The 14108-nt window shown below is 46.4% G+C and carries 6 protein-coding genes; all 6 read right to left on the minus strand.

Features of this window, described 5'->3' with window-relative positions:
- Positions 1-63: 63 nt before the first annotated feature.
- The 6 genes from AAE02nite_RS12310 to AAE02nite_RS12335 all read right to left on the minus strand — a co-directional run bounded on the left by AAE02nite_RS12310 (position 64) and on the right by AAE02nite_RS12335 (position 13785).
- The gene (locus AAE02nite_RS12310) at positions 64-1539 is read right to left on the minus strand and encodes a RagB/SusD family nutrient uptake outer membrane protein (protein WP_146898038.1); all 1476 of its coding nucleotides are present in this window, start codon (positions 1537-1539) and stop codon (positions 64-66) included.
- A 10-nt stretch (positions 1540-1549) separates the two neighbouring features.
- The gene (locus AAE02nite_RS12315) at positions 1550-4693 is read right to left on the minus strand and encodes a SusC/RagA family TonB-linked outer membrane protein (RefSeq protein WP_146898039.1); all 3144 of its coding nucleotides are present in this window, start codon (positions 4691-4693) and stop codon (positions 1550-1552) included.
- Positions 4694-4993: 300 nt separating this feature from the next.
- Positions 4994-6472, minus strand: a complete 1479-nt coding sequence (locus AAE02nite_RS12320) for a RagB/SusD family nutrient uptake outer membrane protein (RefSeq protein ID WP_146898040.1) — start codon at positions 6470-6472, stop codon at positions 4994-4996.
- Positions 6473-6492: 20 nt separating this feature from the next.
- Positions 6493-9651, minus strand: coding sequence for a SusC/RagA family TonB-linked outer membrane protein (locus tag AAE02nite_RS12325; RefSeq protein ID WP_146898041.1), 3159 nt, complete (start codon positions 9649-9651; stop codon positions 6493-6495).
- A 1215-nt stretch (positions 9652-10866) separates the two neighbouring features.
- Positions 10867-11928, minus strand: a complete 1062-nt coding sequence (locus AAE02nite_RS12330) for a LacI family DNA-binding transcriptional regulator (protein WP_146898042.1) — start codon at positions 11926-11928, stop codon at positions 10867-10869.
- Positions 11929-13020: 1092 nt separating this feature from the next.
- Positions 13021-13785: a glucosamine-6-phosphate deaminase gene (locus AAE02nite_RS12335; RefSeq protein WP_146898086.1), complete on the minus strand. Its 765-nt coding sequence runs from the start codon at positions 13783-13785 to the stop codon at positions 13021-13023.
- Between the last annotated feature and the right edge of the window lie 323 nt (positions 13786-14108).

Here is a 14108-nt window from a genome sequence, read left to right on the forward strand (position 1 = left end):
TCCGTCCTGACAGGACTTAGTCTTAAAAACTTTTAACTCTTAACTTTTTAACGCTTATCTATCTTAGTTATAACCATCGTTCTGGCTTAAAGCACCCGGGCTAACTCTTTGGATTTGGCGCAAGGGAACCGGGAAAAACTTGTAGTGCGGTTTGGGCTGCAAGGTAACCCGCAGTGGAGTCTTGGTATCGAAATTGTAGCCTCGCTCTTCCTGCGATAATTCCTGCACTACGCGGTCGGTTCTAACCAAATCAAACCAGCGCTCATTCTCGAAGGCCAACTCCAGCCGGCGTTCCAGCAACAACTTTTCTAAAAAGCTTTCCGGAGTGGCAATATCGGCTAAAGTATAGTTATGGGAGTTATCGCCAAAGGCCCGGGCCCTCACCTTATTCAACTCCTGTAAGGCCAAATCGGGTTGTTTCAGCCCAAAATAGGTTTCTGCCAGGAGCAGCACCATATCAGCGTAGCGCAGCACCGGCAAATCTATCCCTGATGCCTGGTTGGTTTGTTTTACCTCAAATTTATTTACGTGCGGAAACCAGATAGTTGGCGCATTCGCAGGAGTAGGCGCTTTGTAATATTCATTAATTGTGGCGGCTTTGCGGGTATCGCCGGGTTCGTATAATTTATGCAAATCCCAGGACGGAAAAACACCTTCTAGTCCGGCCGAGGAAATACCGGTTTTGCCGCCAAACGGTAAAAAATCGCTCGTCAACCGGTGCCCATTGGTACCGTCGGTATATTTCATGGTAAAAATAAACTCGTTATTATCTTCATTTTCGAGCTTCCACAACGAGGCAAAGTTTGGTAGCAGACGGTGACCGAAAGCCGGTACCAGATCGAGGTAAGTTTTGGCATTAGCCCAGTCTTTCCGGTACACGTATACCTTGCCCAGCAAGGCCGCTGCTGCCCCCTTGGTAGCGCGCCCTTTAGCCGTGTTGGCCTGCAGGGGCAATTGTTCGATGGCCTCTTTCAAATCCGCAATAATGAGCGTGTAAACTTCTTCGGCCGGGGTTCGGGTAGCAACTTTGGCCTCTTCGGCACTAAGTAAACTGGTAATTTTAGGCACATCGCCGTACAGCCGCACCAAATCGAAATAAAAGAGCGCCCGCATAAACTTAGCTTCTCCGGCAAGTTGCTCTTTCTGTCCGGCTTTGTAATCGGTGGGCACCTCAATATTTGCTAAAACTGTATTAGCCCTGACAATGCCGTAATAAGTATTCTCCCAGAAAAGGGCAAACAATGGGTTTTCGGGGGTAATCGCCATATTATCCACTTCGTTTGCCCCGGCCGCCGAGGTATAGGTAGACCGGTAGAGGTTATCGGTTGGTAATTCCAGCAATAAATAATCGGTTGGCTTGCGGACCTGCAGGCTGCTATAAACGCCTATAACGGCCAAATCCAAATCGCTGGAAGTCTTAAAGAAGTCGGCGTTTGTCAGGTCCGAATCAGGCGTCATGTTTACCAGTTCATCGTTACAGGCACCCAACCCGATCAACAGCAGTACCAGGTATATTTTCGTGCAGATATTTCTTCTCATGGCCAAGTAATTAAAAGTTAACATTGATACCGACGGTAAAAGTGCGGTTAATGGGTTCTGAGCCGGAATTATACCCTGGCATACTGGTTAAACCGGATATTTCTCCGCGGGTGTAACCTTCGGGATTGTACCCGTGAAACTCGTCTTTGGTAAGCACCAGCACATTACTCAAAGATGTATACAGGCGCAAATTATTCAGGCGTAATTTACCGGCGAAAGCAGCCGGCAGGGTATAACCCAGGTTCAGGTTGCGGACGCTCAGGAAAGAAGCATCTTCAAGGTAGATATCGCTGTTCGACTGCCAGGTTAACTTGCTGAGCGCCGCGCCCGGCATCCGGCCATCACCGGGTTCGGCTTCCGACCACCACTGGGTTTCGACTAGCGACCGCCGCATGGCGCCGGCCAGAGCACCCTGGTAATATTCATTTTCGAAATTGTACAACTTAGCGCCCAGCGAAGCTTGCATAATTAAGCTCAGGTCAAAATTCTTATATACAAAATTATTCGTCATACCCATAAATAATTTCGGCTGAAAGCTGCCCAGAATAACCATATCGGCCGGAGTAATTTGCCCGTCGCTGTTCGTATCCTGGTATTTGGTATTGCCGGGCAGCGAACCAGCCAGAATAGGCGAATTGGCTACATCTTCTTTGTTTTGCAGCACCCCAATGGCTTTGTAGCCATAGTAAGAAAACATGGGCTCTCCTACCCGCAATATCCAGTTCATGCCGTACACATCCGGATTAATTATTTCGGTTACGCCGCCGCCTAAACTAACCACTTCGTTCCGGTTCCGCGAAATATTAAACCCGGTTTCCCATTTTAGTTTGCCGGTCAGGTTTTTGCTGTTGATTTCAAATTCCACCCCCTTGTTACTGATTTCGCCGGTGTTGGTGTAGTAATTGGCAAAACCGGTGAGGGCCGACAGTGCATCCTGGTAAAGCAAATCGGTTGTACGCTTGTCGTAATAATCTACCACCAGGTTCAGGCGGCTGTTGAATAAACCTAACTCCAGCCCTACATCATAACTCTTGGTGCGTTCCCACTGCAGGCGGGGGTTAGCATAGCTGGTTTGGGCCTTGCCTTTGGTAACGACTCCGTTGGGTGAATAATAAGCATCGCCAATTACGCCTAAATACGGAAAATCGGGCAGGTTAAAATTACCCGTGACGCCGTAACTGGCGCGCAGCTTTAAGTCGCTGATGGTGGGCATCCCTTTCATAAATTCTTCCTGCGATACCCGCCAGGCAACGGAGGCCGACGGAAAATTACCCCACTTGTTATCGGGTCCGAAGCGGGAACTGCCATCAGTCCGGATAGAAGCGGACAGCAAATATTTATCTTTGAAGTTATAGTTTACCCGGCTGAAATAAGAGGCCAGCCCCCACTTCGATTTTCTGGTAAAAGTAGTTGTGGGTGATATTACCGCATTATTTAAAGTTTGAATGGCCGGATTACCGAAGCTGCCGGTAACAATACCCATGGCCGTTTGGCGCGAGGTATTCTTTTGGTAAGAGGCCCCGGCAATGGCGCTAAAATGATGAACCTCGTTAATACTTTTGTTATAACTCAGGATATTCTCATTTACCAGGTTAATATTTCTTAAATCGGAGGCAGAAGCCCCGGCCGCATTATTAGAGGAACCGTAAGCCGCAACATAATTCTCGTTGGTGGTGTAAGTAATATTGCTGCCAAAGGTAGATTTAAAGGTTAAATCTTTCAGAAGATTCAGGCTCATGTACATTTCCCCGAGGTTATTCATCAAATAAGAATAATTCTGGGTGGCATTTAGAATGCCCAACGGGTTTAAGCCGCCCGTCACGACTACGCCCCAGTAATCGCGGGCTTTTGGGTAAGTACCGTCCGGGTTCTGAATAGGCACAAACGGCGGATATTTGGCCATGGCTTCGATGCCCAGACCTAAATGACGGCGCTTGGTATAGTTGGGGTTAAGCATAAAACCGGCGCTTACCACCGGATTAATTTTTAAATCAACATTTGCCCGCAAGCCATAATAGGTGTAGGACGTATTTTTAACGGTTCCGAGTTCATCGCGCAAGGTACCGGATACATAATATTTGGCGTTATCGGTTCCGCCCGAAACCGAAAGGTTGTAGTTTTGAATAGGGCCGGGCTGCAGTACCGCATTTTGCCAGTTTACATTACCTTCTTTAATAACCGGGTTTACCTGGTAAGCGGCCGGCCGGCGCACATCGCCCCAAACCGGAATGGTAGGATCGCCGCCCACCCACACAAACTCGCGGTTCTGGTAGCGCACCACGTAATCGTAGTATTCTTCGCCGCTAATCCAATCGTCGTGCCCAATGGCTTTGGCTACCCCGGTGTACGAATTGAAGTTGAGTTGCGGCTTACCGGATTTGCCTTTTTTGGTGGTAACAATAATAACCCCGCCCGAACCCCGGGAGCCGTAGATAGCCGCCGCCGAAGCATCTTTCAATACCTCAATAGATTCCACATCGTTCATGTTCACGTTGTTCAGGGTGCCCCCCGGAAAACCATCTATTACCACTAACGGGTCGTTGCTGGCGCTAATGGTACCGGCCCCTCTAATCCGTACCACGGGCGCCTCTCCGGGCCGGCTACGGGCCGTTGAAATATTAACCCCGGCCATCCGGCCTACGAGCGCGGTCTCGGGCCGTCCGGACGGTATCTGATCGAGGTTCGTATTTTCGACTTTGGAAATAGCGGCGGTGACCGAACTTTTCTTAACGGTGCCATAACCAATAACGATTACTTCGTCTAACTGGGCTAAATCCGGCACCAGGTTAATATCTATTATCGTTTGGTTTTTCACTGGCACTTCTTTGGCGGTGTAGCCAATAAAAGAAAATACCAGCACGGCTTCTGCTCCGTTTACGTCCAGGCTGTAATTACCAGTGGCATCGGTAGTGGTGCCATTGGTGGTGCCACGCTCTACAATGCTTACGCCGGGTAAGGCATCGCCGGTACCCGCATCCGTTACCCGCCCGGTTATTACCTGTTTTACCGGCCGGGTAGCCGCCAAAGATCCGGTAGTGTTTACCACCAGAACTACAGCGAAGAGTAACAGTAGAACAAACTTGGCGGTTAGGGAAGAATGGACAATACAGCGCCACCTTAGCTTAGGCGGCACCGGTTGGTAAAGTTCTTTCATGGGCTAATTTTTTATAAAGTAAAACTGTATGATATGCTTTGATGACTGGGTTATGAATGTGTCGGTTCACCGCCTGCTTATATATACCCTGTTTGCAGGTATCTTTAACTAATAATTCGGTAAGCTTACTCCCGGCTGAAAAAAGGTTGTTAAAACGCAGGTTAAAGACTTATGCTTGCTTTTGGCCAGCAGCCAGCTCCTCGCTGTTGCGGGCTACTACTATCGCATCTATAAGTTTTATTTCCACAATCTGCTTTATCTGTTACCTCTAAATAGAGCAGGGAAGAAATATTTACCGGTTTAATTGTAGTTATCGTTTTGCACCAGTACGCCTGGGTTGGCCTGCTCTATTTCCCGGTTCGGGATTGGGAAAAATTTGTAATGCGGCTGGGGCTGCAAGTTTTGTTTTGAAGCCGTTTTAGTATCGTAGTTGTAGTCGGTTTCAACCTGGGTCAGTTCGGCTATCAACCGGCCGGTTCTCACCAAATCGAACCAGCGCTGGTTCTCAAAAGCCAGTTCTAACCGGCGCTCCAGCAAGAGCTTATCTAAAAAAGCTTCCGGAGTAGCGATATCGGCCAGGGTATAATTGTGCGAAGTGTTGCCAAAAGCCCGCTCGCGAATGCGGTTCAGTTCTACCAAAGCCTGCTGGGGCTGATTCAACCGGTACAGTACCTCGGCTTTTAACAAAACCAAGTCGGCGTAGCGGATTACCGGCAGATCGAGCCCGGCGGCGTTCTGGGTGTGCTTTACGCTGTATTTGCTGATGTAGGGTTTCCACACCAAAGGGGCGTTGGCCGGCGCATCCGGCGATTTATAAAACTCCGTAATAGTGGCTGCTTTGCGGGTATCAGTCTCCTCGTACAGTTTATGCAAATCCCACGACGGAAAAGCGCTTTCGTTGCCCCGCGGCGCAATATTACTCACGCCAAAGTAAGGCAGAAAATCGCTGGACATGGGTTGGCCATTGGTGCCGTCGATGTATTTAATGGCAAATACCAGTTCGTTATTATCTTCGTTTTCCAGCTTCCACAAAGCGGCAAAATTCGGCAACAACTGGTAACCAAATTCCGGAAGCATGTCCAGGTAGGTTTTGGCATTAGTCCAATCCTGCCGGAAAACATAAACCTTGCTTAGCAAAGCCACAGCAGCCCCTTTGCTGGCCCGCCCTTTGGCTATTTCGGTTTTGCCCGGTAGGTTGGCAATGGCATCTTTTAAATCCGAAATTACCAGGTCATAAATTTCGGCTTCCGTGGCCTTTGGCACCGCCTTCGATTCCTGGCTGGTCAGAACCGTGGTTATTTTGGGTACCCCGCCGAACATCCGCACCAAATCAAAATAAAATAAGGCCCGCAAAAATTTAGCCTCGCCGGTTAGCTGTTCTTTTTGCTTGGGTTTGTAATCGGTGGGTATATCTATTTTGGATAGTACCATATTAGCCCGATAAATGCCATTATAGGTTTCGGTCCACATGGCACCGAACAAAGGATTTTCGGAGGTAAAAGCCAGGTTATTTACTTCAGGCAAGCCCCCGATGTTAAAATAACCAGTCATGTGCATATTATCGGTGGGCATTTCGAGCATGGCCCAGTCGCGGGGCAGGCGGGCCTGGTAGCGGCTGTAAATGCCTAAGGTGGCCCCTTCCAGGTCCTGAGCGGTTTTGTAAAAATTACCTTCCGTCAGAATAGACTGCGGTACCAGGTCAATAACCTCGTCGTTGCAGGCGCCTAAACTTATAGCCAGGGCCAATAAACCTATATTCAAATATGGATGCTTTTTCATGTTGATGCAGCGCTGAAAAATTAGAAATTAACGTTTAAGCCTAAGGCAACGGTCCGGTTCAGGGGCTCTGAGCCATTGTTGAAACCCGGCATACTGTTAATGCCGGTAATTTCGCCGCCGGTATACCCTTCGGGGTTATAGCCGTGGAATCCCCGCTTTGTCAGCATCAGGGCATTGCTCATGGTCAGGTAAACCCGTAAATTATTCATCCGCATTTTTTGGGCGATAGCTGCCGGAAACTGATAACCCAGGTTCACGTTCCGGATAGCCAGAAAAGAAGCATCTTCGAGATAAAAGTCACTGTTGGAGACGTAAGCCAAAGCGCTCAGGGCCGTGGCCGGCTCTTTTCCGTTGCCGGGTTCTGCTTCGGACCACCATTGGTTTTCTACCAAAGACCGCCGCATGGCACTTACGGTGGCGCCCTGGTAATATAAGTTTTCGAGGTTGTACATTTTAGCGCCCAAAGAAGCCTGCATCATAATGCTTAGGTCAAAGTTCTTATAGGCGAAATCGTTTACCATTCCCAAAATCAGCTTTGGCTGAAAATTGCCCAGGATTATTCGGTCCGCCGGCGTAATTTTGCCATCGTTATTCGTATCCTGATACTTGGCATTGCCGGGCCGGGAGCCAGGCAGCGTGGGCGAATTAGCTATATCTTCGGCATCCTGCAGTACCCCAATGGCTTTATAGCCATAGTAAGAAAAGGCCGGCTCTCCTACTCGTAACAACCAGCTCATGCCGCGCGTGTGGGTATTGATAATTTCGTTTACACCACCCAAATCAACCACTTTATTGCGGTTGCGGGTAACGTTAAAAGCAGTAGACCAGGTTAAAGCGCCGGTTAAGTTTTTACTGTTTAATTCCAGTTCTATGCCTTTATTATTTACCACGCCAGTATTAACCAGGGCATTGGTAAAGCCCGAAACCGAAGGTACCGAAACATTGTACAACAAGTCGTCGGTGTTTTTATCGTAATAATCTAATACTACATTAAGGCGGCTGTTAAACAAGCCTAATTCCAGGCCAATATCATAGCTTTTGGTTCTTTCCCAGCGCAGGGTTGGGTAACCCAGGGTAGTCTGGGCCTGCCCTTTGGTTAGTATACCGTTAGGCGCGTAATATACATCGCTGATATTACCAAAGTAGCCGAAATCGGTTATGTTGAAATTGCCCACCACCCCGTAGCTGGCGCGCAGCTTCAGGTCGCTGATAACCGGTAGGTCCTGTATAAATTCTTCCTGGGAAACCCGCCAGGCCGCCGAGGCTGACGGGAAGTTACCCCACCGGTTATTGGGCCCAAACTTAGAGCTGCCATCGGTCCGGAACGAAGCAGCCAGCAAATATTTATCGCGGAAGCTATAGTTGATGCGGCTGAAATACGAAGCCAGTCCCCACTGCGATTTGGTAGTACGGGTGGTAGTAGGTGAAATAACGGCGTTATTCAGGGTACGGATGGCTTCGTTGCCGAAGCTGCCGGCCAGCACCCCCATAGCGGCCAAACGGGAGGTATTTTTCTGGAAAGAGGCGCCCGCAATGGCACTGATATAATGGATATCGTTAAAGGATTTGGTATAGCTGAATACGTTTTCGTTGAGCAGGTTGATGTTGGTAGCATCGGAAGCCGAACCATTGTTTAAGCCATTTGAATTGGCCGAGGCTTTGGAATAATTCTCAGCCGTGGTAAAGGTAACGTTGCCGCCCAGCGAGGTTCTGAAAGTTAAATTTTTTAAAATATTCAGGTTCACAAAAGCTTCCCCAATGGTGTTCATGGCATCGGTAGTATTCGTAGTACCTTCCAGCGTGGCCAAAGGGCTTACCTGGGCCGAAACCGAGGAACCCCAATAATCCAAAGGTTTGGGATAGGTGCCATTGGCATTGCGCACCGGCGAAACAAAAGGCGATGTTTTCACCAGGGCTTCCATGGATAAGGGAGCCGTGCGGCGGATAGAATAATTTGGATTGACCATAAAGCCGGTACTCACAACCGAATTTATTTTTAAATCCAGGTTTGCCCGCAGCGAGTAATACTTGTAGCCGGTATTCAGCAGAGTTCCTTTTTCATCGCGCAGCGTACCCGACACATAATATTTGGCATTATCGGTACCGCCTGCCACTGAAAGGTTATAATTCTGGATGGGCGCCGGTTTAAGCAACACTTCTTCCCAAACCGTATTTCCTTCTTTTACCACCGGGTTTACCTGGTATTGGGCCGGCCGGCGCACATCGCCCCACAACGGAATAGTAGGATCGCCGCCGGCCCAAACGAACTCGCGGTTATGGTACCGGGCTACATAATCGTGAAACTCCTGGCCGGTTATCCAATCGTCATGGCCAATGGCGCGGGCTACACCGGTGTATGCGTTAAAATTGAGCTGCGGCTTGCTGGACTTACCTTTTTTGGTGGTAACAATAATAACCCCACCGTTGCCCCGGGATCCGTAAATAGCCGCCGAAGAAGCATCTTTCAGCACTTCAATGGATTCCACGTCGTTCATGTTTACGTTGTCGAGGCTACCGCCCGGAAACCCATCTATTACGACCAATGGGTCGTTGCTGGCGCTGATTGAACCGGCTCCCCTTATCCGGATAATGGGCGAGGCGCCCGGCGTGCTGCGGTTAGTAGAAATATTCACTCCGGACAAGCGACCCACCAATGCCGTTTCGGGCCGGGCTACCGGTATCTGGTCCAGTTTGTTGTTTTCAATTTTAGATACCGCCGCCGTTACCGAGCTCTTCTTGACGGTGCCATAGCCAATAACCACCACTTCATCCAGCTGCGCCTGATTCGGCGCTAAACTTACCTGGAGCGTGGTCTGGCCTTTAACCGGTATTTCCTTCTTTAAATAGCCTACAAAAGTAAACACCAGCACCGCCTCGGAATGGGCCACCTCCAGACTGTAATTACCGCCAGCATCGGTGGTGGTACCTAAATTGGTACCTTTTAACACAATGCTTACGCCCGGCAAAGGCTCGCCGTTATCGGCATCGGTTACCCGCCCGGTAACCGTTTGTAACTTTCGGACCGGAATAGCCGCGAAAGTTACTGCCGGATAAATAAATGCAACCAGTGATATAAATAATACCAGCAGCGCCAGCGAAGGCTTACCGGCTAGAAATGGTACTGGAAATTTTCTGGCAAACGGCGTTAGCGCCTGCCAATCGGGGTAGCGTTTTTTCATAGCATTATAAATGGTTAAAAGAAAGTCCAGATAAACGGAAAGTGCCGAAACACCTTCGCTGTTACGTTTCTTGCGGTTTGTTGCGCACTAAAATACCCTACCCTGTACCCGCAGTAAAAATTCTTCCTGAATTAATTAATCATCTTCCGGTAGCGTACCCGGAAAAGAACGAAATAAACATATCAGGTAAATCTTAATTCAAAAAAGCTATATAAAATTAGATTATTCTGGAAACTGAAAAGAAGAGCCTTGCTACCCGAACAGGGTATCTACCTGATTTATCACTTACCTCCGAAGCAGCACGGTAACGTACCCGAATATAGAAAAGAAAAGATCTATTTCAAAAATATTTTATTAATTAATTTATGAATTGTTGGCTGTTGCCCATAGAATTGATATTTAAGGACAAAATTTATCCTTTATAGTCAGTCTAACAGCCGAAAGAATATCCTTATATGAAAGGCTTTCTAATCAAAATCAGAGGTTAGATGATTATTCTTTTTCTTATTAGTGGCACGAAATTACTTCAGGTAAAGGGTTTGTAATCGCATAATAATATCTACCCTGCCAAAAAGGTATTCCATTGATGGGCTAATGTTGTAATAGTATATCTTTTGAAAGATTTCATCTTTCAATGATCAGGTGCTAACTGTATTTGTAGGTCTAAGAAGCCTCTGGGCCGGCGGGCCTCGTTTGGTCACTCGGGCTGCTCATCTTTCTTTTGCTCGTACCTCGCAATGCTGCGCACCGGAAACCTGAAAGGCCCTCGCTGTCCAAACTGCTGTCACTTGCCTGTAGCTACTACTTTACTAGGTGCAATCGTTATTAAAAATAATAGAATAATAAGCCTACCCTTCTAAGCTAATGGCAACGTGCTGGTTCGGCCGAACTCCTTCCCTGATTGAGGGAAGGTGCCCGGAGGGCGGAAGGGTTAATCTCATCCACCAGAAAAGCAAGTGCCCGCCGCACAGACGAAAAAAGAAGTAGCTGAATATTCAAATTAACTTTTCAACTATATTAAATGGAGCAAAAAATTGGAAACAATAACGGTCAGGTAAACCAAGTGTGCCTTCAAGACTCCACCGGGCCTACCTGACCGCATATTTTACACATCAATAATTTTAAATCAACGCAGGACTAATACTTACCAAAAACCTTGGTATGTAAAAGTTACTATTCGTCTGCGGGACAATATAACCGATACCCGGCTGGGGCTTAATTCCGGTAAAAGGCGTAATTTTCTTTGGTTACAATATCAATCGGCATAAAATAAGCCTTTTCGATGGGGGCTTGCTGCACAATTTTATTGTACAAGGCCATAATACCCCGGTAACCTTGCTCCTGGGGCTTCTGACAAATTAAAAAATCGATGGTTCCCTTCTTTAAGTACTCAATATTTTCGTTTAAGAAGTCAAACCCAATCAATAACTTATCCTGAATACTGCTTTCTTCTATAAAATGGGCCACGTAAGAAACCCGCGAGTTGGTTACAAAAATGGCCTTTACATCTTTTTCTTTGGTGAGGATTTTAGCTAAATTCTTTTTAATTGATTTGTAATCGGTCTTACGGATATCTATCTTGACAATCTCTTTGTTAATGTTATTCTTTTGAAAATAGGTTCTGAACCCTTCCTCTTTCCGCAACAGGTGGTGGTGATTATCTATTTCTTTGGAAATATTAACGAGTAAAATTTTGCCGGATTCGAACAAATAATTGATCAGGTGCCCGGCCAGGTAACCGGTTTGAAATAAATCCGGGCCGATAAAACTCAGGCTTTCCTGGTTAGGAATATCCGAATCGATGAAAATATAAGGAATATTACGCTTCTGAAGTTCTTTGGTAAATGCAATAGATTCTTCTATAAAAGAGGGTGCCAGCAAAACACCATCTAAATTGCCTTTCAACAATACCTGTGTTTGCTTTACAAAAGAACTTTTATTGTTCAGGTCGAAAAAATATTTATCCAGTTTAATCCCGTATTGTATAATTTCTGCTTCGGCTTGCTCGATGCCGTTTAGCGGAGCCTGCCAAAAATCTGTTTCGTTGGAAATTTGGGGAATTAAGATAGCAAATTGAATAGCCTTGCGCGAAGCCAGTCGGCGGGCCAGCAAGTTAGGCTGGTAATCTAGTTCCTGGATAATGCTATTTATTTTTTCCTTGGTCTTTTCCGAAACCCCGGTTCGGTTATGAAGAACTCTATCTACGGTGGCAATCGAAACATTGGCTCTTCTGGCTATTTCTTTTACACCAACTAACTCTTCTTCAACTTTCTTCATTTAAAAATAGGCTTATATAGGTAAGAGATTATAAAAGTACGGGATTTGGTTTACAGTATCTGTAAGGTATTATTAGAAAATTATCATTAAGTAGGAAGTTTTACGTGATAAGTGTTAAGGATTGGCTACAAATATGATGGTTGAAGCCCTTACACCATTTCTTCCGAAAGCTAAGGGTACTATCAGAAAGCTTACACAAGCATTTACCTGAACTTATGCTACTTATTAATTGCACCGGCTTCGCACAGTTGGTTACTTCACTTGGCTCGAAAATAAAAACAATATAGCCTTCTGTTCCGAGATCGAGCTTAATTTTTAACCAGCAATTATGTATTTGTAAAGCTAATGCCCGTAATTTAATGCCGCGTTAGAGATATCTTTTTGAATATGATAAACCAAAGCCCATTCTGCTTTATAAAAGACGTATTCAGCGTTAGCCCCGGCGTGGAAAGTTGAAGTTCCACCAAGTTTTCATAATTATTATCATGCCCTGATTATTCTGTTTGGTATAAATCAGAACTTATGCCAAGAGCTTTTGCATCTGTTTTTGCGACGGATACTGACCAGCAAGTGACGAATAAACCTCATTTTCCTCTGGGAGAAGAGAGCCATGCAACTCGGGCGGTTAATTCGCGGACATACAAAAATATAGGTTCGTCCAGAAGGCCTACTATTTGAATAAAAGACATTGCGCTGCGTCTTTCCTTAGAATTCAGTGAACTTCAGTAGAATTTTCTGCTCGGAAGATATTATAGGAAATAATCAATGAAAGTTATTTACCTGTATTCTTGTCTAAACACAAGATACCTTTGATATAAGACGGAGAAGTAGATTTGATCCTGTTGAGCAATAATATTCAGTTAACCCGATTGTAGCGTCTCTGGGCAATGGTTGGGTGGAAGTAAAAACCAATTCTACCATTTGGCCGGATGGGTTTAAACTGGAGAGGCTAAAAAAGCCTGCTAAGTTCTTAAAACCCAACAGGCTTTATCCACCCAAAAAAATTCTTGTGGTATGCCAATGCGGGTAACTTATTTTTTTACAACTACCCGGGCAAGCGTATAGAAAGCTTTATTTAAAAGCTACTCAATTTTAATTCAGTAAAGAACTACTGGCTTTATCCAGAAACAAAACCGCCTGCGGGTGCCTTCTTAAAATAGTAGACGGATACAGTTCCTGTATGTCGCTTTTTAAGGTATGGAAAACCGCTTGGGCTTTGGTTGGCCCAGGCACCATGCAAAAGACATACCGGGCCCGCATTAAAGCCGGTACAGTTAAGGTTAAAGCGTGGGTAGGCACATCGGCAATGGTGGCAAAACAGCCGTCATTTACTTGTTGCTGACGACAAGCCTGGTCCAAATCCACTACTTTCACCAGATTTGGGTCGTTAAAATCGGCAACGTGCGGATCGTTAAAGGCAATGTGGGCGTTTTCACCAATTCCCATACACACAATATCTGCCAGAAATTCTTCCAGCAAGCCGGTATAGCGGACACACTCAGCGGTTACATCTTTGGCTAAGCCGTTAAGATAATTAACCGAACGGAAAGGTACTATGGCAAAGAGGCGGTCTTTCAGAAAATTGCCGAACCGTTGCGGCGCCTCTTCCGGCAAGCCGACGTATTCATCCATGTGAAAGGCATTGATGCGTTCCCAGGCAATATTCTGATTGGCTACCAGGTTTGCTAAAAATTCGTTTTGGGAAGGCGCTGCGGCAAAAATAATATTAACATACTCCTGCTGGTCGAGCAACGCGCTTATTACCTGACCGGCGGCGACCGCTGCCTCCGCTCCCATGGCGGACCGGGTTTCGTAAATCTTAACTTCTAAATTTTCTGTGGTTACTGCATTTAGCATATTGGCCATATTTTACTGTTTTAGTACCTACTGAAAGGCTTGCCTTCAAGGTCGGCACAAATTAATAAAAGGAAAGCGGCGGAAGGCGTTGCCCAGTAGTATTTAACCGGGAGTAGTATTCCACCCAAACATCCTACTCCCTTTAGCACTGAATCCATAACAGTACTTGGTTAAATACTTAATTATTTATTTCTGCTATTTATCTCTGCCGTAAAAATAACTCTTCTTCTTGCTTACTGCCTCTGCCAGTTACATGATGACGTATGCATTAAGGTTAGCAACCTCCCGTTACCTGAACAACCGGGTACCTCCTGCTGCCCGGA

Source organism: Adhaeribacter aerolatus, from assembly GCF_007991635.1.
Lineage (GTDB): Bacteria > Bacteroidota > Bacteroidia > Cytophagales > Hymenobacteraceae > Adhaeribacter > Adhaeribacter aerolatus.